Consider the following 22,209-nt stretch of genomic DNA (forward strand, 5'->3'; position numbering starts at 1 on the left):
GGGATGGAGCACCATCTACATTGCAGGCAAAAAGCCTAAGGAGCTGCGCGGCTTCCAGATCCCTCCCTCGATGATCAGTCGAGAACTATCGCTCCGTCAGGGGCGATAGTCGAGATACAAGGAGCTGTCGCAGGCTGCGATCTTTTAATGGCCGGTCGCGACAAATTCTGACCAAGCCAACAGCTCTAGCGCGTGTCTCTTGTCTGGAACGCCCGTTCTAGAGGCCTCAAAGTAAAATTTTCAATGGTGCTCAATGGCCACCAACGGCTATGCTAGTCTGGATCCAAACCAATAACGGGTAATACCGGTTTTATGTCTACTCAAGGGAAATGGGGGGCTTCCTGACACAACCGGACAGGCCACGCTGGGGCTTCAATGCGCTATTTGTTGATGTTGTTGTTCTGCTTGCCCCTGTTTGCAAGCGCCGTCGAGTTTGACGAATTCACTCAGAGCCTGCCCTTGGGTCGTTCCCTGCAAGTGTTCGAAGACACGAGCGGTGAGGCGACCATTGGCGACGTCCTCGCGCAAGCGGCGGCCGGTAATTTCAAAACCAATCCCAACGCCACGTTGAATGCCGGCTATTCGCGATCGGCGTTCTGGCTGAAGATCGATCTTCATTATCGCCCGAGCAATCCGTCGGCCCAGCGCACCTGGTTGCTGGAGCTGGCCTATCCGCCGCTCGATCACCTTGACCTTTACCTGCCCGACGCCAGTGGCGCTTATCGACTGGTGCGCCAGACCGGCGATGCCTTGCCGTTCGCCAGTCGCGAGATTCGTCAGAACAACTATCTGTTTGACCTGGCCTTCAAGCCCGATCAGCAGCAGACCGCTTTTCTGCGACTGTCCAGCGAAGGGTCGATTCAGGCGCCGGTGACGCTCTGGTCGAGCACTGCGTATCTGGAAGACCAACCCGTACGCCTTTATGTACTGGGGATCATTTATGGCGTGCTGCTGGGGATGCTGGTCTACAACCTGTTCATCTACCTCAGCGTGCGCGACACCAGTTATCTCTATTACATCTTTTACATTGCCTCGTTCGGCCTCTATCAATTGTCGGTGAACGGTGCGGCGGTGGAATACTTCTGGCCGAATAACCCGTGGTGGGCGAACGCTTCCACGCCGTTTTTCATTGGCTGCGCCGGCCTGTTCGGCAGCCAGTTTGCCCGCAGCTTTCTGCAGACCAAAAACCACAGCCGTTGGCTCGACCGGTTGTTGATCGCGTTGATTGCCTTCGGGGCATTGGTGGCAGGTCTTTCATTGATGGCCAGTTATGCGCTGGCCTTGCGCCTGGCAACGACGCTGGCGCTGACATTCACGGTCGTGATTTACGCGGCCGGCATTCTGGCCTGGTGGCGTGGCTTGCGCGTGGCGCGGTACTTCATTATTGCCTGGTCGGCGTTTTTGCTCGGCGGCATCGTCAACACGCTGATGGTGCTGGGTTTGCTGCCGAACGTCTTCCTGACGATGTACGCCAGCCAGATCGGCTCGGCCATCGAAGTGGCGCTGTTGTCCCTGGCGTTGGCCGATCGCATCAATGCCATGCGCGAGCAGCAGGCGAAAATCCTCTATGACGCGGGCCAGAAACTCGAAGTGCTCAACCAGCAACTGGCCCACGGCAACAAGCTCAAGGATGAATTTCTCGCGACCCTGACCCACGAATTGCGCACGCCGATGAATGGTGTGATCGGCTCGCTGGAGTTGATGCAAACCGTGGACATGGATCCGGAACTGGAGCAATACCAGCAGACCGCCGCCGGATCCGCGCGGGACATGATGCGCATGGTTAACGGCATTCTTACCCTCACCGAATTGCAGGCCGGCAAGCTAACAGCGACACCGGGACCGTTCAGCCTGCGCGCAGTGGTCGAAGCCTTGCGCGTGCAGTTCGACGGCAACGCCGCCGGCAAGTCGCTGGATTTCAAAGTCGACGTGCTCCCGACCCTGCCGGATCGCTTGTACGGTGACAGCGCGAAGCTTGCGCAATGCCTGGAGTGCCTGCTGGATAACGCGATCAAGTTCACCCGCGTCGGAGGCCTCGCCTTGCGCGTGACCGGCAGACCGGCCGGGGACAATCGCATGGCGCTGTCATTTGCGGTGATCGACACCGGCATTGGTTTCACCGACCTCGGGGAGGCGACGATGTATCAGCGTTTCTTCCAGCTCGACGGTTCGATGACCCGTGAATACGGCGGCCTGGGCGTGGGTCTGGCGATCTGTCGCCAATTGGTCGAACTGCTCGGCGGCAAACTCACGCATCGCTCCGAGCCGGCCCGTGGCAGTCGTTTTCAGCTGGATGTCGAATTTGAATTGCCAGTGGTTGAACCTGCGCCGACGGCGGCGAATGCCCGCACAAGTATGCGCGAGCCGCAGGATTGCACCGTCCTGTTGGTCGATGACAATAGCGTCAACCAACTGGTGCTGCGCGGCATGTTGCTCAAGCTCGGCTTCCGCGTGCGCAGCGTCGACAGTGGTGCGGCGGCCATCGGTTGCTTGCAGCGCGAAACCTACGACGCCGTTCTGATCGATTGCCACTTGCCTGGACTGGACGGCGCATCGCTGGGCTGCCAGATTCGTGATCTCCCGGGCTGCGCTGATTTGCCGGTGCTCATGCTTGTGCCGAGTGCGGAGCGGGAGTACGGCGCGACCGGTGCATTAATCGATTATTTGAATAAACCGGTGAAGTTCGAAGATTTGCAGACGATGCTGCTGCGACGGGTTCTTGGATTTACACAGGGCGAAAGCGCCGCCAATTAGGCGCATATGACACTTTGATTGGCCTGGGCGGCGGTGCTTAACTGACTCCCTGGCCGATCGAGGAGCCCTGTCATGAACCTGCATCAATTTGCCGAAACCCACGAAGTCACCAATCAGCCGCCGTCGCTGGACGGCACCAACCTGTATCGCATCGATGTGCCGCTGCAGGAATGGTCGCGGCGATTCGGCGCCGGGTGGGCCGAGTCGCGGATCGATGCTTACGGCGCGCTGGCCGGCGGACCGCTGATGGAAGCCGGGTTTCTCGCCAATCAAAACAAACCGGTGTTCGCCAGTCACGACCGTTACGGCCATCGCATCGATCTGGTGGAGTTTCACCCGGCGTATCACGAGCTGATGCGCACCGCCGTCGAACACGGCTTGACGTCGCTGCCGTGGGCTCATCCGCAGGACGGCGCCCATGTCGCTCGCGCCTCGATGACTTATTTGCACAGCCAGGCCGAGGCGGGTAGCGGGTGTCCATTGACCATGACCTTCGCCAGCGTGCCGGCCCTGCGCCTGCAACCGAACCTGGCCGAAGCGTGGCTGCCGAAAATCCTTGCCACCGAATACGACCCGCGCAATGTCGGCATGGCGCACAAGGCCGGCGTGACCATCGGCATGGCGATGACCGAAAAACAGGGCGGCACGGACGTGCGCGCCAATACCACCAAGGCGTATCCGGTCGGCGCCGGCGGCCCGGGCCAGGCCTATGAACTGGTCGGGCATAAATGGTTTTGCTCGGCGCCGATGTGCGATGCCTTTCTCACCCTGGCGCAGACCGACAAGGGTTTGACCTGCTTCCTGTTGCCGCGCCATCGCCCGGACGACACGCGCAATCAGTTCTACATCCAGCGTCTGAAAAACAAACTCGGCAATCAATCCAATGCGTCCAGCGAAGTGGAATTTCGCGGTGCGCTGGCGTGGATGGTCGGCGAAGAAGGGCGCGGCGTGCCGACTATCATCGAAATGGTCGCCATGACCCGCTTCGATTGCATGGTCGGTTCCAGTTCGCTGATGCGCCAGGCGCTGACTCAGGCCAGCCATCACTGCGCCCATCGCAAGGTCGGCGGCAAGCTGCTTGGCGAGCAGCCGCTGATGCAAAACGTACTGGCGGATCTGGCGTTGGAGAGCGAAGCAGCGCTGGCCTTGAGTTTGCGCATGGGCAAGGCGCTGGATCATCTGAATGATCGCCACGAAGCGCAGTTCGCGAGGCTGGTGACGGCGGTGGGCAAATACTGGATCTGCAAGCGCGCACCGGGAATGATCAACGAAGCGGCTGAATGCATGGGGGGCGCCGGTTATGTCGAAGACAGCATCCTGCCGCGTCTTTATCGTGAGGCGCCGGTGAATTCGACATGGGAAGGTTCCGGTAATGTGCAATGCCTCGACGTGTTGCGCGCCTTGTCGAAAGAGCCGGGCGTGCTCGATGTGTTGTTCGCCGAACTGGGCGATGGCCATGGCGACAAACGACTGGCCGCGCACATTCAGCAATTGCAGGCGGCCTTCAAGGACACGAGCGACATTCAATACCGCGCGCGGCAACTGACTGAAGACATTGCTCTGGGCTTGCAGGCCAAGCTGTTGCTGGAGGCAGGTAACTCGGCGGTCAGCGACGGGTTTATTGCCAGTCGTCTGGCCGGTAACGGTCGAGTCTACGGCGCATTGCCGCGTGGGCTGGACATCGAAGCCATCGTCGCCCGCTCAACCCCACAGGGTTTTTGACCCCAGCCCACGGGGATTCGAGTTGTCTGAAAGATTTGTGTGCACCCACAACGCCACTGTTCCCGTCACGCCACGATGCAGGCAAGATGAAGCCCTGCAAGTCAGAACACAGGAAGCTGATCGTGACCGAAGCGTTTATCGTTGTTCAAACCGCCGAACAAGCTGTGGATCGTCTGGCCGAGCTGCATGAACAGGCCACCACGGCGCTGAACCAGGCGCTCAAGCGCTACCTCAAGGATCGCGTCGAGCCGGACGCGGAGCAGCGTGCCCAGTTTCGTTATCCCGAGTTGCGTCTGACCTACCATTGCCAGGGCGAAGTCCCGCAGACCACCCGCGCTTACGCCAAGGTGCAACTGCCAGGCACGTACAGCGTCACCGTCACTCACCCGAAAGCCTTCCGCAAATATTTGCTCGAACAGCTGACGCCGTTGATGCACGACTTCACTGTCACGGTGGAAGTCGGCGTCAGCCAGCAGAACATTCCGTATCCATATGTGGTCGAGCAGGGCGATGAACTGGCCGGCTCCGGCGTGACCGCCGCCGTGCTGGCGCGGGTGTTCCCAAGCACCGACCTGTCCGCCGCCACCGATGGCATCGCCGATGGTCTCTACGACTGGGAAAACACCGATCCACTTCCGCTGGCGTTGTTCGATGCCGCGCGGGTCGATTTCTCCCTGCGGCGACTGGTGCATTACACCGGCAGCGACTGGCGCCATGTGCAGCCGTGGATTCTGCTGACCAACTACCACCGTTATGTCGACCAGTTCATCGTCCATGGGCTGGAGCAGTTGCGCAGCGATCCGCGTTTCGTGCGCATGGTGTTGCCGGGCAATGTAATCATCGAAAAGAGCATGGATCACGGCGAAGCCTCGGCGATTGCCGCTGGCGTGGTCTGGCACCGTTATCAAATGCCGGCCTATCACCTGATCGCCAGCGATGGTCACGGCGTGACGCTGGTCAATATTGGTGTAGGCCCATCCAACGCCAAGAACATCACCGACCACCTGGCTGTGCTGCGTCCGCATTGCTGGCTGATGATCGGCCACTGCGGTGGCTTGCGTCAGTCGCAGACCATCGGCGACTACGTGCTGGCTCACGCGTACATGCGACGCGACGGGATTCTCGATCGCGTCGTGCCGCCGAACATTCCGATCCCGGCGCTGGCCGAAGTGCAGCTTGCGCTTCAGCAAGCGGCGGCGAACGTCACCGGCGATCAGGGCGATGACCTGAAGAAACGCCTGCGCACCGGCACCGTGTTGACCTACGACGACCGTAACTGGGAACTGCGCTGGGCGCAGGAACGACCGCTGATCAACCTGTCCCGCGCGGTGGCGGTAGACATGGAAAGCGGCACCATCGCCGCCCAGGGTTATCGCTTGCGGGTGCCGTATGGCACGTTGCTCTGCGTCTCGGACAAACCCCTGCACAGCGAAATCAAGCTGCCGGGCTCGGCCAACGCCTTCTATGAGCGTGCAGTCAGCCAACATCTGAAGATCGGCATCGAAGCGGTGGATCTGCTGCGCACCGAACTCAACTCGCTGCACTCGCGCAAACTGCGCAGCTTCGACGAACCGCCGTTCCGCTAACGGTTTGTCGTGGTCATTTGGCGGTCGGGGCACTAGCATTGTCAGCCCTGACCGTTAGATGTTCTCTTGCTTATGTCCCGTCCCTCGCGTCCAGCTTCCCGCCGCCCCGCCACGAAACCTCCGTCCGCTGCCCCGCGCCGTGTCGCCAAGGCGCCGCCGGCGGAGCCAAAACTGATCCTGTTCAACAAGCCGTTCGATGTGCTGACGCAATTCAGCGACGGTGAAGGGCGGGCGACGCTCAAGGACTATATCGACATCCCCGGGATTTACCCGGCCGGCCGACTGGATCGCGACAGCGAAGGTTTGCTGCTGCTGACCAACGATGGCCAGTTACAGGCAAGGATCGCTGATCCGAAGCACAAACTGGCCAAGACCTATTGGGTGCAGGTCGAAGGCGAGCCGAGCGCGGAGCAATTGCAGCGCTTGCGCGATGGCGTCGAACTGAATGACGGCATGACCTTGCCCGCCGAGGCCCGGCAACTGGACGAACCGGAACTCTGGCCGCGTACCCCGCCGGTTCGCTTTCGCAAAAGCGTGCCGACGAGTTGGCTGGAGTTGGTGATTCGCGAAGGGCGCAATCGTCAGGTACGACGCATGACCGCTGCGGTCGGGCTGCCGACGTTGCGGCTAGTGCGGGTCAGGATTGGCGAATGGACCATCGAAGGGCTGGATCAGGGCCAGTGGAAGGAAGTGCCGGCGCGCTTATAAAGCACCGGATTCGATCAGGCCGATCACCACGCTTTTGATGATGAACGCCGCGATCCCCAGACCCAGTACGAAGAACAGAATGAACGAGCCGAAACGCCCGGCCTTGGACTTCTTCGCCAGATCCCAGACGATGAAACCCATGAAAATGATCAGGATGCTGACCAGGCCAGTCATCATCCACTCTTCAAATACAGCAGGATCCATCGGGTATCTCCGGCTCGGTCGGGACTGAATAGAAGGCCGGCGAGTATACGCCAGCGGCTGGCGGCGGCACATTGACCTGCGTCGCTCTATGCTCGGCACGGCCCCCTTCGGCAGTGCCTACAGAAACAGTGCTGTAAATCGTGACGCAGAGCGTCACAGGATGCATTCCCACGCGGAGCGTGGGAACGATCAGTCATCAAGGATTTAGCTGGTCAGCTGCGCAAATGAGTCAGCGGCAATTCAGTACTGTTGAGCACCTGATTCAACACAAAACTCGAGCGCACGCTGGTGACGCCTTCAATCCGGGTCAAATGCCCGAGCAGCAATTTCTGGTAGTGATCCATGTCCGGCACCACCACTTTCAACTGGTAATCAGCATCCACGCCCGTCACCAGGCTGCACTCCAACACCTGCGGCAGCGTCCGAATCGCCGCCTCAAAGTTCTCGAAACGCTCCGGGGTATGCCGATCCATGCCGATCAACACATAAGCCGTGAGACTCAAACCGAGCATCTTGCGATCCAGCAGCGCAACCTGCCGCGAAATGTAGCCGTCATCTTCAAGTTGCTTGACCCGGCGCGAACAGGGGGAGGGCGACAGGCCGATGCGTTCGGCCAGTTCCTGGTTGGAGATGCGGGCGTCGCGTTGCAATTCCGCCAAAATGCTCAGGTCATAACGGTCAAGCTTGCTCATGAATCAGGCCTTTGTTGTATCTATTGCGGCGGATTATCTATCCAGGGTTAAAAATTGCGCAAGTGGTGTTTATTTCAGCAATCTTCGCAATCCTCTGTCGCAGCCACGGGCCTATTATCATCACCAGAATCACTGCTCGGTAACACAGTCCACTGCGGCCCGCCCAATCAGGCCCGCCGCGGCCGCCGCCCCCACCGGGGACGTGCCGGCCCCCGAGCTGCACACTGTCCACAAGACGGCGTGAGGTGAGCCGACGTCAAAAGCGTCGAGCCAGGACGCAGTTTTCTAGAAGGGAGGCCGACGGGTCTCCCTTTTTTCTTGCGCGCGTTTTTTATACCGGGAACAAAAGCGCCCTCAATAAATAGGTGGCGCGACTGATAACCTGTGCAGAACCCGGTGAGCAGATTTCCGGTCTTAGCTACAAGCCTAATCCGCAGTGAGGAAGAGCATGAAGTCGCGCATCTGGCGTCTGGCCGGTGTTGGTTTGCTGTGTGTGGGCATCAGTGCGCAAGCACTGGCCGACGATCCCGAGAACCGCAGCCCCAATGGTGGCGGGCGCGGGCCGGATCATCAGGGCAATCATCAGGGCCATGGCGGTAATAATCAGCCGCGCCCGCAGGACAACCCAATCATCCGGGGCGATAACAGCCGCCAGTTCGAGCACAACGGTCAGCAACCCAACGGCCAACAGCACAACAACGGCCAGTGGCAGAATCAGCCGCACAAGCAGAACCAGCCACGCCCGGCGTTGGATAACAGCCCGGTGCGCTCGCCGCCGCCACCGCCGCAGTTGCCGGCCAATGACCTGCCGATTTCCCCACGCCCCGACGCCGTGCGCCAGACCCAGCAACCGCGCCAGGGCTACTATCGCGACGAGCGTCCGCAGAACGGCTATAACAACCAGCAATGGCAGACCGGCACCCGTCCCGGCTACAACAACCGGCCCAATGACAACCGTTGGCCCGGGCGCCCCGACGGACACGGCAATGGTTGGGGCCCCGGGCCGCAATATCGCCCGGGTCATGTGATTGACCGTTTCCCGGATCGCGACTACCGCGTGCCGTATCGCGGCCAGGATTACTACTTCTCCGGTGGCTACTGGTATCGCCCGCAAGGCCCGCGCTATGTCGTGGTGCAACCGCCACGAGGCATCCGCGTGCAATACCTGCCGGATTATTCACGGGAAGTGTGGATCGGCGGCTCGCTGCTGTTCCTCGCCGCCGGATCCTATTACGCCTATCAGGAATCGACTCAGGATTACGTGGTCGTCGAGCCACCGGTCGAGCAGCCACAGCAACCGGCCAGCAACGGCTACGACGTGGTTGCCTACCCGGCCAACGGCCAGTCGCCGGAGCAGGTCGAGCGTGACGGTTACGAGTGCTATCAATACGCCGTCCAGCAAAGCGGCTTCAACCCGCGCACCGCGACGTACCAACCGGCGCCCGAAGTGGTGCAGGCGTATCGTCAGGCCCAAGGCAATTGCCTGGCCAGTCGCGGTTATAGAGTCGAATAACAGCAGCCATGAGCTGCAAGCTTTTAGCTTGAAGCTTGCAGCTTGCCACTCATAGCTGTCGTTACAGGATCTGCGTGTACGAGCACTTCGGCTCGTGGGTAGGCGGCGTGAATGGCGGCGGCGGCCTGATCGCTGATGCCGTGGGCGACGGAAAGCGTCAGATCGCCCGGCAGTTCCAGATGCAATTGCACGAACCAGTGATTGCCCGAGATCCGTGTGCGCAGATCATGTGCGCCGAGCACGCCCGGTACGGCGCAAGCCAGTTCGAGCATGTGCTGGCTGACGTCCGGCGGCAGTTCTTCGTCCATCAGCACGGCAAAACTTTCCCGGGCAATCTGGATGGCGCTCCAGAAAATGTACACGGCGATTGCCAGGCCGAACCACGCATCCAGTTGATGGAAGCCGAATCCGGCCAGCACCAGCGCAATCAAAATACTGCCGTTGAGCAGCATGTCCGACCGGTAATGCAGCGAGTCCGCGCGCACGGCATTTGAGCCGGTCTGTTTGATGACTTTGTGCTGCAGCATCAGTAGCGCCAAGGTCAGTAACAGGGAAAACACGATCACGCCAATGCTGATCCACGGCGCGCCGAGGGGCTGCGGATCTTTCAAACGCTCGAACGCTTGAAAGGCAATCAGCACCGCACTGCCGCCGATGAACAACGCCTGAGCCATGCCGGCCAGTGATTCAGCCTTGCCGTGTCCGTAACGATGATCGTCATCGGCCGGGCGCAGGGCGTAATGCACCGCCAGCAGATTGAGCATCGAGGTGACGCCATCAAGGGCCGAGTCGGTGAGGCCGGCGAGCATGCTCACCGAACCGCTCAGCCACCACGCGATGGCTTTGGCGACGATCAGCGTGCAGGCCACCGCCACCGAGGCGCGGGTTGCCAGCCGCAGGAGGCGGGCGTGTTCGGTGCTTGCAGTCATGGCGGGGCGAGTTCCTTCTTGCAATTAAGCGGCCGGTTGCAGGCCGAACATGGCCAGTTGTTGAGTGCTGCCCTTGTGCTGGATCAGGCGCGGATCGTCCAGCGGCAGATCACGGCCAAGCTCTTTTTCCAGAATTGCCTGCAATTTCAGGTTATCGACCTGGCCATCCGGGCCAATGGCTTGCTTGAGCTTGGCCGGATCAACCTGCGCGGTGTGGCCCGGTTCGAAATAGATGGCGCCGGTGGCGAAGTCCACGGCAAACGCAATCAGGCCTGGAACGATATAGAACAGCAAGCCCACGGCGTCGAGCACGGCGATGGCCGGGTCGATCTTGCCGTCGATCTGGCCACGGCGATCCGGGTAGAAAATCGAGCCGCACGCGGTCACTTGAGTGAGCAGGGTGGCGACCAGTACACCGCCAATCAGGCGAAAGGGAATGCGCATGGTGAATCTCCTGAGTCATCTGAAAACGAAGCGTCGTCGTGTGAAGTTAAGACCCTGACGAACGCTCGGCAGTTCGCCGTTATACTCGGCGATCTGTTTTGGAGCCAGCATGATCTCTCTGCCAATCGATGAAGTTTTACCCGCCCTGCGTGCAGCGTTGGCGACACGCCACGAAGCCGTGCTCGAAGCGCCGCCCGGTGCCGGTAAAACCACCCGCGTGCCACTGGCCTTGCTCGACGAAGCCTGGCTGGCCGGGCAGACCATTCTCATGCTCGAACCGCGCCGTCTCGCCGCCCGTGCCGCCGCCGAACGGCTGGCCAGCGAGTTGGGCGAGAAGGTCGGTGAAACCGTCGGCTATCGCATTCGCCTCGACAGCAAGGTCGGCCCCGACACCCGCATCGAAGTGGTCACCGAGGGCATTCTCACCCGGCGCTTGCAGGATGACCCGGCGCTGGAAGGCGTGGGGCTGCTGATCTTCGATGAGTTCCACGAGCGCAGTCTCGACGCCGACCTGGCGCTGGCGCTCAGTCTGAACGGGCGCGAGCTGTTCCGTGATGAACAGCCGCTGAAGATTTTGCTGATGTCCGCCACCCTCGAAGGCGAGCGCCTGGCCGAACGGCTGAATGACGCGCCGATCCTGCGCAGCGAAGGCCGGATGTTCCCGGTGACGATGCGCTGGGGGCGACCGTTTCAGCCCGGCGAATACATCGACCAGCGCGTAACGCAAACCGTGCTCGAAGCGCTCAATGATGAAACCGGCAGTCTATTGGTGTTCCTGCCGGGGCAAGCCGAAATCCGCCGCGTCCATCAACAGGTCGCCGACGCCTTGGGCGAGCGCAGCGATGTGCTGTTGTGTCCGTTGCACGGTGAGCTGGATCTGAATGCACAGCGCGCCGCGATCGATCCTGCACCGCCGGGCAAGCGCAAAGTCGTGCTGGCCACCAACATTGCCGAAACCAGTCTGACCATCAATGGCGTGCGCGTGGTGATCGACGCCGGGCTGGCGCGGGTGCCGCGTTTCGATCCGGGCAGCGGCATGACTCGCCTCGATACTCAACGCATCTCCAGGGCCAGCGCCACCCAACGCGCCGGTCGGGCCGGACGTCTGGAACCAGGCGTGTGTTATCGGCTGTGGTCGCAGGATCAGCACGAACAACTCGCCGCTTACGGCAGCGCGGAAATTCTCTCGGCGGATCTTGCCGGACTGGCTCTGCAACTCGGCCGTTGGGGCGTGACGCCTGATCAATTGGTCTGGCTCGACGTGCCGCCCGCAGCGGCCTACGCACAGGCGCAGGATCTATTGGCGCGGCTCGGCGCGATGGACGGTGAAACCCTGAACCGTCACGGTCAAGCGATGGCCGAACTGCCGGCCCATCCTCGCATCGCTCATTTGTTGCTGCGTGGCCAGGCGTTGGGGTTGGCGACGATGGCGTGCGATGTGGCCGCGTTACTCGGCGAACGCGACATTTTGCGTGGTGCCGGCGCGGATCTGCACAGTCGTCTGGTGTTGTTGTCCGGCGAAGAGCGGGCCGGGCGCGGTGCTCAGGGTGGCGTGCAGCGTGCGCGACAACTGGCGCGGCAATATCGCGGCTACCTGAGGGGCAAACCGAGCGAGGCGGTGGCGGATCCCGATCATCCGCGCTGGCTCGGTGCCTTGCTGGCGCTGGCCTATCCGGATCGCGTCGCCCAGCAACGGCGTGCCGGTGGCGCCGAGTATCGACTCGCCAACGGTCGCGCCGCGCTGTTCGCCGAGGCCGACAGCCTGATGAAACAACCATGGCTGGTCATCGCCGATCTCGGCAGTCGTCAGGGCCAGCGCGAAGAGCGGATTTACCTCGCGGCGGATTTCGATCCGGCGTTGTTCGATTCGGTGCTGGCCGAGCAAGTGCATTGCGTCGATCAACTGGACTGGGACGAACGCGAAGGCGTGCTGCGTGCCGAACGCCAGCGCAAGGTCGGCGAACTGGTGCTCAGCCGCGAACCGCTGACCGGCCTCGATGAAACCGCGCGCAGTCAGGCGTTGGTCAATCTGGTGCGACGCAAGGGTCTGGAACTGTTGCCGTGGACGCCGGAACTGCGTCAGTGGCAGGCGCGGGTGGCGTTGCTGCGGCAACTCGATCAGGGCGACAGTGAATGGCCGGATGTCAGTGACGCCGCGTTATTGAAAAACCTTGAACACTGGCTGATGCCGTATCTCGGTAAAGTCTCGCGCTTGAGCCACTTCGCCAACCTGGACTTGTCGAGCATCGTCCGCAACCTGCTGCCCTGGCCGTTGCCGACGAAGCTCGATGAACTGGCGCCGCATCATCTGAGCGTGCCGTCCGGGTCATCGATTCGCCTGGACTACAGCGAGTACCCGCCGATTCTTGCGGTGCGTTTGCAGGAATTGTTTGGTTTGGCCGAAACACCCCGGATTGCCGGCGGACGGCAGGTGGTCAAGTTGCATCTGCTGTCGCCGGCGCGGCGACCGGTGCAGGTGACCCAGGATTTGGCGAACTTCTGGCGCAGCACGTATGCCGAGGTGAAGAAGGATTTGAAAGGGCGCTATCCGAAACATTACTGGCCGGATGATCCGCTGGTGGCCGAGGCCACCGCCCGGATCAAACCGCGTAAGAGCTGAAGATCTTTTGATCTATGGCGTCGCCGGCAACAAAAACCGCGCAATCACCGGCAGATGGTCGGAAATCCGCAATGTATCGTCCTGCCGCACCGTCGCCTCGATCCGTTTGATCTTCAGGCTGTAAAACAAATAATCAACGGTGCGATCCGGGCCGTTGAGGCCGGGGTCGTTGGGGTAGTGGGTCAGCCAGTCTGCGCGGTCGGCGCCGCTCGCTTCGTTGTTGGTGGGGATCATCGGGTATTTGTCCCACAGCAGGTGCAACGGGCTGTCGGCGGTATAGGGCGTGCGTTGTTCGGCGGACAGGCGTCGGTACTGGCCGAGCGGTAACAGATTGAAGTCGCCGCCGATCAACCATGGCGTGCCTTGGCTTTCGTACTTGTCGAGCACCTTGGTGATGGCCTGCACCTGGTTTCGCAACGTGTCGTCATTCGGTTGGCTGGCCCGCTCCAGGTGCGTATTGATCACCACCAGTTGCCCGCTATCACTCAGTGGCAGCGTGGTTGCGAGCAAGGCATTTTTAGGCTGGAACTGGCGGCTGATGAAATTGCTCGAGGCCACCGGCAGTTGCACACGCTCGGCATGTTCGATGCGGTAGCGGCTGAGGGTGGCGAGTTGTCGGCCGACGCTGCCGTAGATGTGCGGCTCGGGGACGAAATCGGCTTTCCAGTCGAAGGCACTGACGCTGCACGGGTACAGGTCGGCGACCCGCTCCTGCAGTAATTTGAGTTGATTCTGATAGTCGCTGGCCTTGGCGCCGTCATCCAGTTCCTGTAACAACACCACGTCAGGTTTTTCATCGCGAATGACTCGCGCCACTTCGTCGAGGCTGAAGGCCATGTCTTCCAGAGTCGGCGCTTCATCGTTGCCACCGGCCAGGTCGTTCCAGAACACATAGCGCTTGCCGGCGAGATATTGCACGTTCCAGGTCATGACCTTCAACGCCTGGCCCGACACCAGCGTGGGGGATTGCGCGGCGCAACTGACCGGCAAGGTTTCCCTGGCATCGGGGCGCCAGGTCAGGCTGTAGATCAATGCGCCAGTCACGGCGATGGCGAGCAATACGAACAACACGGTGTAGCGCAGTAGACGGGTCATGGCTCGGCTTATTAGCGTTACAGAAAGTGGCCCCGAGCATACCTGACGGCAGTGTCGTAGCCCAAGCGCGGCGCGGTCAGACGATTCTGTCCTGTATGTCAGGCCGTTCGCTGATCAGCATGAACAATCTGAACAGCACTACGCCGGTGAACAGTTGCAGGAAGCTGTGGGCACTGTCGATCAGCACGGCGAGCAGCGGGTGTTGTGGCTCCGGGTAAATCTCCATGGTCGCGCCCTTGAGCAGCCATAGCGGGATCATCACGCACAGAATGCAGACCAGAATTCGCAGAAAATTCCCACGACTCAGACGCAGACTTTCTTTCATCGCCTGTAACGGGCCGAAACCCCGCAGCACTAGCAAATACTCGCCGAACGCCAAGGTGACCATCAGGTATAAACCCGGCAGGAAATACAACGACAGCCCGAGCAGGATCAGCAAGGTGTTGAGCGCCGTCAGCACGGCGAAACGCGGCCACATCGTCGCAGCCATCGCCAGCAGATCACGGTTGCGTGGCGATTCGCCCCGGGTGCGAGCATCGAGAAACAGAATCAGCGCGCCGGTGTACAGCGGATACACCAGCAACCCGACGATGACGGTGATAGCCGAATAGTTGTCCGGGCCGCTGGAATGCTCCACCACTCGCTGCAGCACCGCTTCGAAAATCACCAGCGGCAGACACAACTGAACGATCTGGCCCAGATTGCGTTTGAAGAAATACAACGAGTCGCGCAGGACATCCAAGACTTTCATGGGTCGGTATCGCAGGTCAAAAGCAGGCGCCCACTTTAACCGATGAAGCGGGGCAGGGCGCAAACGTAAACGTTCGGTAAAGGCCATTGAAACATTCTGTCGCAGCCTCCATTACGGACGGGCACCTTGCTCAAACGTGGGCGAGGGCACCGTTATCTCCGGCAATCTACGAGGTCGCCATGAACAGCGAAGAACAAACCCTGATCGATGGACTGTTTTCCCGTCTGCAACAAGCCGAAACGGAGGCAGCCCCGCGCGACGCCCAGGCCGAGACGCGGATCAAGGAACACCTGACGCGCCAGCCGGCGGCAGGTTATTTCATGACCCAGGCGATTTTGGTGCAAGAGGCCGCCCTCAAAAGCCTCGATGAACAGAACAAGCAACTGTCGGCGCAAGTCCAGCAATTGCAGGCCGAACTGCAAGCGACCAAGTCGCAAAACCCTGCGCCCGCGACAAGCGGCGGCGGGTTCCTTTCCAGCATTTTTGGTGGCAGCTCGCGCCCGGCGCCGAGCCAGAGTGCGCCGGCATCTACCGGCGGCTGGCGTGAACCGGCGCGTCCGAGCTTCGGCTCGCCTGCGCCGCAGCAGAACTTCGGCGCACCGCCGCCCAATTATCCACAGCAGCAAGCGGCGCCAGCGGGTGGCAACAGCTTCCTCGGTGGCGCGCTGAAAACAGCGGCCGGCGTAGCGGGTGGCGTGATGCTGGCGCAAGGCATCAGCAGCCTGTTTCATCACAATCAGACGCCTGAAGAAATCGTCGAAGTGATCAAGGAAGAGCCGGCCCAGGTCAATGACCAAAGTAACAGCGGCTGGGGCGACGACCAGCGCATGGCCGGCAACGATACCTTCAACAACGACCAGGGCGGCTTCAGTGACGCCGACTACAGCGATGACAACTCATCGTTCTTCGGCGACGACGATTCCTACGTCTGACCCGCCATTCGTCCGGAGCGCCCGAGCGCTCCGGGGCGATGATTCGCGTAATCCTCCTGTGGACTGGCATACTGGGCGCCTTTTCGGGCAAGGCGCCTGATCCGGCTCATGCGCAAGCGCGCCCACAGGAACTCCGGTGAAAAAAATCGCAGTGTTCGCCGACGTGCAGAACCTCTACTACACCGTGCGTCAGGCCTATGGTTGTCACTTCAACTATGCGGCGTTGTGGGCGGATATCAGCAAACAGGGCCAGATCGTCGAGGCCTACGCCTACGCCATCGATCGCGGCGACAGCAAGCAGCAGCAGTTCCAGCAGATCCTGCGCAACCTCGGTTTTACCGTAAAACTCAAACCCTACATCCAGCGCAGCGACGGCTCGGCCAAGGGCGACTGGGACGTGGGTATTACCCTCGACATCATGGACGCGGCCGATCACGTCGACGAAGTGGTGCTGGCTTCCGGTGATGGCGATTTCGACATGCTGCTCGAACGCATCATCACCAAGCACGGCGTACAAGCCGTCGCATACGGCGTGCCCGGCCTGACCGCCAACTCGCTGATCCGCGCCGCCAGCCGTTATGTGCCCATCGAAGGCGCGTTGCTGCTTAAAAATTGAATGAACGAACGGAGTTGAACCGGTTTGGAACGCATCGCAGTCATCGACTTTGAAACCACTGGCCTGTCACCGAACAGCAGCTGCCGCGCGACGGAAATCGCTGTGGTCATGCTGGAAAACGGCCGCATCGTCGAGCGTTACCAAAGCCTGATGAATACTGGCGTACGCGTCCCGGCCTTCATCGAACAACTCACCGGCATCAGCAACGCCATGCTGCGCACCGCGCCGCCGGCCGAATGGGTGATGAACGAAGTCAACGAATTCGTCGGCTGCACGCCACTGCTTGCTCACAACGCCTCCTTCGACCAGAAATTCTGGGACTTCGAACTGGGCCGCATCAAACGCACCCGCCTGCAAAACTTCGCCTGTTCGCTGCTGCTGGCCCGCCGACTGATGCCGGCCGCGCCGAACCACAAACTCGGCACCCTCACCACGTTCGCCCGCCTGCCTCACACCGGCCAGGCTCACCGTGCGATGGCCGATGCCGAAATGGCGGCCAACCTGATGGCGCATCTGGCGGGGGAACTGCGCCAGAAGCATGGGGTGCGTGAGCTGAACCATGATCTGTTGTGCAAGTTGCAGAAGGTACCGGCGGCGAAGGTAGCGGAGCATTTGCAGCGGTATCGCTGATCTCGTAGGAGCGTATCTGTACCGGCGGGATTTACCGCTTTTGTTCCTTATCTTTCGGCGTCGGCCTTTTTAGAATGTCCGGTCTTCCTGCCCTGATTCCGAGTCGCCCCATGTCTGGCCTGCGCCGTTTTCCCTTACCGTTGATTGCTGCGTTTTTTGCGCTCTACGTGATTTGGGGGTCGACCTATCTGGTGATCCGCATTGGTGTTGAATATTGGCCGCCGTTGATGCTCGGCGGCGTGCGTTTCGTGATTGCCGGGACGTTGATGTACGCCTTCCTGCGCTGGCGCGGGGCGCCGGCGCCGACTTGGGCACAGTGGAAGGCGGGTGGGATCATCGGGATTTTGCTGCTCAGTTTCGGCAACGGCGCGGTGAGTGTGGCCGAGCACACCGGGGTGGCATCGGGTGTGGCGGCGTTGGCGGTGGCGACAGTGCCGCTGTTTACCTTGCTCTGCGGTTATTTCTGGGGGGCGCGCAATACGCGACTCGAATGGGCGGGCGTGGTGTTGGGGATTATCGGGATCGCCATGCTCAACATGGGCTCCAACCTGCAATCGAGTCCGCTGGGCGCGTCATTGCTGATCTTTGCGGCGGCGTCATGGGCCTTCGGTTCGGTGTGGAGCAAACATCTGCCGCTGCCGGCGGGCGCGATGGCCAGTGCCGTGGAAATGCTCGTCGGCGGGGTCGTATTGCTGGTCGGCAGCGCGCTCAGCGGCGAGCACCTGCAAGCGATGCCGCCGCTGGAAGGCTGGCTGGCGCTGGCGTACCTGATCGGCTTCGGCTCGATCATCGCCTTCAACGCTTACATGTATCTGCTCAAGCATGTGCGCCCGGCGGCGGCCACCAGTTATGCCTACGTCAACCCGGCAGTGGCGGTGTTGCTGGGGATTGTGTTCGTCGGCGAGACCATCGGCATCGAGGAAGCACTGGCGATGCTGGTGATCATCAGCGCCGTGGTGTTGATCGGCTTGCCGCAGTGGCGTCGGACGAAGCCGGCGGTCGTGACGGCCATGCCGGAAGAATCCCGTGTGAATTAGGGTAAACTGCGCGTCATTGCACACCTGTTTACAACTCGTCTCGCATAATCGCGCTGAATTTTCCTACGGTACTTCCATGACTTTCGCCACCCTTGGCCTGATCGAACCCTTGCTGCGCTCCCTTGAGACGCTCGGCTACCAGACCCCGACGCCGGTTCAGGCGCAAGCCATTCCAGCAGTTCTGGCCGGTCGCGACCTGATGGCAGCAGCCCAGACCGGCACCGGCAAGACCGCCGGTTTCGCGCTGCCGCTGTTGCAGCTGCTGTCCATGGAAGGGCCGAAAGTCGCCGCCAACTCGGTGCGCGCACTGATTCTGGTGCCGACCCGCGAACTGGCGGAGCAAGTCCACGAGGCCGTGCGCCAATACGCTGAAAACCTGCCATTGCGCACCTACGCGGTGTACGGCGGCGTCAGCATCAACCCGCAAATGATGAAGCTGCGCGGTGGCGTCGACGTATTGGTTGCAACGCCGGGGCGTTTGCTCGACCTGTTCCGTCAGAAAGCGCTGAAGTTCAATCAGCTGCAAACCCTGGTGCTGGACGAAGCCGACCGCATGCTCGACCTGGGCTTCTCCGAAGAGCTGGCGAACATTTATCGCGCACTCCCGAAGAAGCGTCAGACGCTGTTGTTCTCCGCGACCTTCTCCGACGACATCCGCCTGCTCGCCGGGCAGATGCTCGACGACCCGCTGAGCATCGAAGTCAGCCCGCGCAACGTCGCCGCCAACACCGTCAAGCAATGGATTGTGACGGTGGACAAGAAGCGCAAGGCTGAACTGTTCGTGCACTTGATGCGCAAGGGCAAGTGGAAGCAAGTCCTGGTGTTCGCCAAGACCCGCAATGGCGTGGACGCGCTGGTGGAAAAACTTCAGGGTCTGGGCATCAATGCCGACGGCATCCACGGCGATAAGCCGCAAGCCACGCGCCAGCGTGCGCTGGATCGGTTCAAGCTCAGCGAAGTGCAGATCCTGGTGGCCACCGATGTGGCGGCGCGTGGTCTGGATATCGAAGACTTGCCGCTGGTGGTCAACTTCGACCTGCCAATCGTGGCCGAAGATTACATCCACCGCATCGGCCGTACGGGCCGTGCGGGCGCCACCGGGGAAGCGATCTCATTGGTGTGCGCCGATGAAGTGAACATGCTCTCGGCGATCGAAATGCTGACGCGCCAGACCTTGAAACGTCAGAACGAACCGGATTTCGAACCTGAACACCGTGTGCCGGATACCGATGCCAGTGGCCAGGTTGTCAAGAAGCCGAAGAAACCGAAGAAGCCAAAGGCGTCGGGTGGTGGCGGCAAGCGCAATCTGGGCAAGTGGGTGGACAGCGGTGATACGCCAGCGCCGGAAACGGCGATCAAGCCTGTGCGAAAAGTACCGGTGTTCAACACCGGGCCGCGTAAGAAGAAGCCTTAAAAGCAGCTTTAAGTTGCAAGCTGCAAGCTGCAAGTCAAGAGCGGCTAGCTTGTAGCTTAAAGCTCAACGCTTGCCGCTGCCGTTAAGCCAATCCAACATTCCCAACCCCGCCGCCCGTCCACTGGCAAAACACCCTGTCAGCAAATAACCCCCGGTCGGCGCCTCCCAGTCGAGCATTTCCCCGGCGCAGAACACGCCCGGCAATGCCTTGAGCATCAAGCGCTCGTCCATCGCCTCAAACGTTACGCCGCCGGCACTGCTGATCGCTTCGTCCAGTGGACGGGTTTTGACCAGCGTCAGCGGCAATGCCTTGATCGCCCGGGCCAGCGCGGCGGGATCAGCAAACGTCTCGGCGGATGTCAGTTCGCGCAGCAACGCTGCTTTCACCCCATCGATGCCAATCTGACTGTGCAAATGCTTGGCCATCGACCTTGAACCACGGGGTTTGCTCAGTGCCGCCTGCACTTTATCCACAGGCTTGCCCGGCAGCAGATCAATGTGAATCACCGCCGCGCCATTACGGTTGATCGTCTCGCGGATCGGGGCCGATAGCGCATAGATCAGACTGCCTTCAATCCCGGTGGCGGTGATCACGCATTCGCCAAGGCGCGGGATATCGTCGTTCAAACCGATGGCGATATTTTTCAGGGGCGCGCCGGCGAATTTGCTCACCATCAAATCGCTCCAGGCTTGCACCTCGAAGCCGCAATTACTTGGCTGCAACGGCGCCAGTCCTACGCCGCGTTGCTCCAATGCCAGCATCCACGAACCGTCCGACCCCAGGCGCGACCAACTGCCGCCGCCCAGGGCGAGGAGGGTGGCGTCGGGTGTTATGGTTTTTTCGCCGTCGGGGCTGTCGATGCGTAATGCGCCGGATTCATCCCAACCCAGCCAGCGGTGGCGCGTGTGGATAATCACGCCACTGTCGCGCAGGCGTTTGAGCCAGGCACGCAGTAACGGCGCGGCTTTCATGTCGGTGGGGAAGACGCGGCCGGAGCTGCCGATGAAGGTTTCGATACCCAGGTCGTGAATCCACTGGCACAGCGCATCGGCGTCGAAACCGCGCAGCAGTGGCGCAATGTGCGGCGCCCGTTCGGCATAGCGCGACAGGAACGCCGGGTACGCTTCGGAGTGGGTGATGTTCATACCGCCGACCCCGGCGAGGAGGAATTTGCGGCCCACCGAAGGCATGCCGTCGTACAGATCGACGCGCACACCGGCCTGGCTCAACACTTCAGCGGCCATAAGGCCGGCGGGGCCGCCGCCGATGATGGCGACGTGGGCGGAGAGAGGGGCGGAAGTCTGGGTCATGGCATGCGCTGCGGTATGGCGGGATAAGCCGCGCATTCTAACAGCCGACCACTAAACCTGTGGGAGCTGGCTTGCCAGCGAAGGCGGCGGATCAGCAGCAATCACGTTGACTGACACGTGGCTATCGCTGGCAAGGCAGCTCCCACACAAATCCAGGGTGGATTCCAGAGCTGATCAAAAAATCACCGTCAGGCTGTACGCATTGAATAACGTGGGTTCTAGTCCTTTTCACTCAGGTTATCCACAGGCGGTTCCACAGCCATTGTGGGTAACCAGCACACCTCAATGACAACCCGATGACTGCCAGACCCGCTGCGCACTGTGATGGAGGATGCCGTGGCGGCGGGCGAGGGCGTGGCGATCCTTGCTGTAACCACCGCCGATCACGCCGACCACCGGAATGTCGCGGCCGAGGCAATGGCGCATGACGCTTTCATCCCGGGCGGCAACGCCTGCGTCGGTCAGTTGCAGATAACCGAGGGCGTCGTCCTTGTGTACATCGACACCGGCGTCGTACAGCACCAGATCCGGTTGATACAGCGGCAGCAAATAGTTGAGCGCGTCATCGACGACGTTCAAATAGTCGGCATCGCCCATGCCGTTGGGCAACGGAATATCCCAGTCACTTTGCGCCTTGCGTGCGGGGAAGTTCTTCTCGCAGTGCAGGGAAACGGTGATCGCCTCTGGCGTATCGTGGAGGATGCGCGCGGTGCCATCGCCCTGATGCACGTCGCAATCAAAAATCAGCACCCGATTCACGCGACCGCTTTGCAGCATGAACTGACTGATGATCGCCAGGTCATTGAAGATGCAGAAACCTGCGGGGTAATCGTAATGCGCATGGTGAGTGCCGCCGGCCAGATGACAGGCGAGGCCGTGCTGGAGCGCTTTTTCCGCCGCCAGCAGCGAACCGCCGACCGCCCGTACCGTGCGTCGGGCCAAGGCGTCGTTCCAGGGCAAACCGAGACGCCGCTGGTCTTCGCGAGACAACTCGCCGCTCATATAGCGTTCGATATAACGGCGGTCATGGGCGAGGGCGAGGATGTCGGGCGGGCACAACTCAGGGCGCAACAAATCGGCGTCACGGGTGAGGCCACTGTCGACAAGGTGGTCGCGCAGCAAGCGGAATTTGTCCATGGGAAAGCGGTGATCCGCCGGAAATTCGGGGCTGTAATCTTCGTGGTAGATCAACGGCAGCATGGCGATTTCACGCAAGGATGCAGGAAGGAATGAAGGATCCTATCAGCGATA

19 protein-coding genes are annotated in these 22,209 nt (G+C 61.0%); 11 read left to right on the forward strand and 8 right to left on the reverse strand.

From position 1 onward, the window contains the following. Positions 1–375 precede the first annotated feature (375 nt). The 4 genes from GIW69_RS12785 to GIW69_RS12800 all read left to right on the forward strand — a co-directional run bounded on the left by GIW69_RS12785 (position 376) and on the right by GIW69_RS12800 (position 6,770). Positions 376–2,754, forward strand: a complete 2,379-nt coding sequence (locus GIW69_RS12785; protein ID WP_236483010.1) for a hybrid sensor histidine kinase/response regulator — start codon at positions 376–378, stop codon at positions 2,752–2,754. Between the two features lie 72 nt (positions 2,755–2,826). After that, entirely contained in the window at positions 2,827–4,476 is a 1,650-nt protein-coding gene (locus GIW69_RS12790; RefSeq protein ID WP_236483012.1) for an acyl-CoA dehydrogenase family protein, read from the forward strand. An 86-nt stretch (positions 4,477–4,562) separates the two neighbouring features. After that, positions 4,563–6,062 carry an AMP nucleosidase gene (gene amn, locus GIW69_RS12795; RefSeq protein WP_236483014.1) on the forward strand — a complete coding sequence of 500 codons (1,500 nt, stop codon included), beginning with the start codon at positions 4,563–4,565 and terminating at the stop codon, positions 6,060–6,062. Between the two features lie 72 nt (positions 6,063–6,134). Continuing rightward, positions 6,135–6,770: a pseudouridine synthase gene (locus tag GIW69_RS12800; protein ID WP_236483016.1), complete on the forward strand. Its 636-nt coding sequence runs from the start codon at positions 6,135–6,137 to the stop codon at positions 6,768–6,770. On the opposite strand, the gene GIW69_RS12805 is transcribed toward GIW69_RS12800, so the two are convergent. Beyond that, on the reverse strand, positions 6,765–6,974 hold the full coding sequence (locus tag GIW69_RS12805; RefSeq protein ID WP_236483018.1) for a DUF2788 domain-containing protein: 210 nt from the start codon (positions 6,972–6,974) through the stop codon (positions 6,765–6,767). The two genes, GIW69_RS12800 and GIW69_RS12805, sit on opposite strands and share 6 nt — an antisense overlap. Positions 6,975–7,186: 212 nt before the next feature. Next, positions 7,187–7,666, reverse strand: a complete 480-nt coding sequence (locus GIW69_RS12810) for an Lrp/AsnC family transcriptional regulator (RefSeq protein ID WP_007909658.1) — start codon at positions 7,664–7,666, stop codon at positions 7,187–7,189. A 448-nt stretch (positions 7,667–8,114) separates the two neighbouring features. Here GIW69_RS12810 and GIW69_RS12815 point away from each other — a divergent pair, with 448 nt between their 5' ends. Continuing rightward, on the forward strand, positions 8,115–9,179 hold the full coding sequence (locus GIW69_RS12815) for a DUF6515 family protein (protein WP_236483020.1): 1,065 nt from the start codon (positions 8,115–8,117) through the stop codon (positions 9,177–9,179). Between the two features lie 23 nt (positions 9,180–9,202). Here GIW69_RS12815 and GIW69_RS12820 read toward each other — a convergent pair whose 3' ends face one another. Both GIW69_RS12820 and pmcY read right to left on the reverse strand, forming a co-directional pair. Beyond that, positions 9,203–10,108 carry a cation diffusion facilitator family transporter gene (locus tag GIW69_RS12820; protein ID WP_236483022.1) on the reverse strand — a complete coding sequence of 302 codons (906 nt, stop codon included), beginning with the start codon at positions 10,106–10,108 and terminating at the stop codon, positions 9,203–9,205. Positions 10,109–10,132: 24 nt separating this feature from the next. Further along, positions 10,133–10,552, reverse strand: coding sequence for a periplasmic Zn2+ metallochaperone PmcY (gene pmcY / locus GIW69_RS12825; protein ID WP_236483023.1), 420 nt, complete (start codon positions 10,550–10,552; stop codon positions 10,133–10,135). A gap of 109 nt (positions 10,553–10,661) precedes the next feature. On the opposite strand from pmcY, the gene hrpB reads away from it, so the two are divergent. Beyond that, positions 10,662–13,172, forward strand: a complete 2,511-nt coding sequence (gene hrpB / locus GIW69_RS12830; protein WP_236483025.1) for an ATP-dependent helicase HrpB — start codon at positions 10,662–10,664, stop codon at positions 13,170–13,172. A 12-nt stretch (positions 13,173–13,184) separates the two neighbouring features. Here hrpB and GIW69_RS12835 read toward each other — a convergent pair whose 3' ends face one another. Both GIW69_RS12835 and GIW69_RS12840 read right to left on the reverse strand, forming a co-directional pair. After that, on the reverse strand, positions 13,185–14,267 hold the full coding sequence (locus tag GIW69_RS12835; protein WP_236483027.1) for an endonuclease/exonuclease/phosphatase family protein: 1,083 nt from the start codon (positions 14,265–14,267) through the stop codon (positions 13,185–13,187). 76 nt (positions 14,268–14,343) lie between these two features. Further along, positions 14,344–15,018 (reverse strand): YciC family protein, encoded by a 675-nt coding sequence (locus GIW69_RS12840; protein WP_236483029.1) that lies wholly within the window; start codon positions 15,016–15,018, stop codon positions 14,344–14,346. A 179-nt stretch (positions 15,019–15,197) separates the two neighbouring features. On the opposite strand from GIW69_RS12840, the gene GIW69_RS12845 reads away from it, so the two are divergent. The 5 genes from GIW69_RS12845 to rhlE1 all read left to right on the forward strand — a co-directional run bounded on the left by GIW69_RS12845 (position 15,198) and on the right by rhlE1 (position 19,647). Continuing rightward, on the forward strand, positions 15,198–15,950 hold the full coding sequence (locus tag GIW69_RS12845; RefSeq protein WP_236483031.1) for a DUF2076 domain-containing protein: 753 nt from the start codon (positions 15,198–15,200) through the stop codon (positions 15,948–15,950). A 136-nt stretch (positions 15,951–16,086) separates the two neighbouring features. Next, complete coding sequence (locus tag GIW69_RS12850; RefSeq protein WP_236483033.1) at positions 16,087–16,566, forward strand: LabA-like NYN domain-containing protein; 480 nt, start codon at positions 16,087–16,089, stop codon at positions 16,564–16,566. 24 nt (positions 16,567–16,590) lie between these two features. After that, on the forward strand, positions 16,591–17,196 hold the full coding sequence (locus tag GIW69_RS12855; protein ID WP_236483035.1) for a 3'-5' exonuclease: 606 nt from the start codon (positions 16,591–16,593) through the stop codon (positions 17,194–17,196). A 110-nt stretch (positions 17,197–17,306) separates the two neighbouring features. Continuing rightward, positions 17,307–18,233, forward strand: a complete 927-nt coding sequence (gene yedA / locus GIW69_RS12860) for a drug/metabolite exporter YedA (protein ID WP_236483037.1) — start codon at positions 17,307–17,309, stop codon at positions 18,231–18,233. Positions 18,234–18,309: 76 nt separating this feature from the next. Then, a complete protein-coding gene (rhlE1, locus tag GIW69_RS12865) occupies positions 18,310–19,647 on the forward strand; it encodes an RNA helicase RhlE1 (RefSeq protein ID WP_236483039.1) in 1,338 nt (445 codons plus the stop codon). Between the two features lie 63 nt (positions 19,648–19,710). Here rhlE1 and GIW69_RS12870 read toward each other — a convergent pair whose 3' ends face one another. Both GIW69_RS12870 and GIW69_RS12875 read right to left on the reverse strand, forming a co-directional pair. Then, positions 19,711–20,958 (reverse strand): TIGR03862 family flavoprotein, encoded by a 1,248-nt coding sequence (locus GIW69_RS12870; RefSeq protein ID WP_236483041.1) that lies wholly within the window; start codon positions 20,956–20,958, stop codon positions 19,711–19,713. 282 nt (positions 20,959–21,240) lie between these two features. After that, entirely contained in the window at positions 21,241–22,158 is a 918-nt protein-coding gene (locus GIW69_RS12875) for a histone deacetylase family protein (RefSeq protein ID WP_236483043.1), read from the reverse strand. Positions 22,159–22,209: the final 51 nt, after the last annotated feature.

It is taken from the genome of Pseudomonas syringae (assembly GCF_021605415.1).
Lineage (GTDB): Bacteria > Pseudomonadota > Gammaproteobacteria > Pseudomonadales > Pseudomonadaceae > Aquipseudomonas > Aquipseudomonas syringae_S.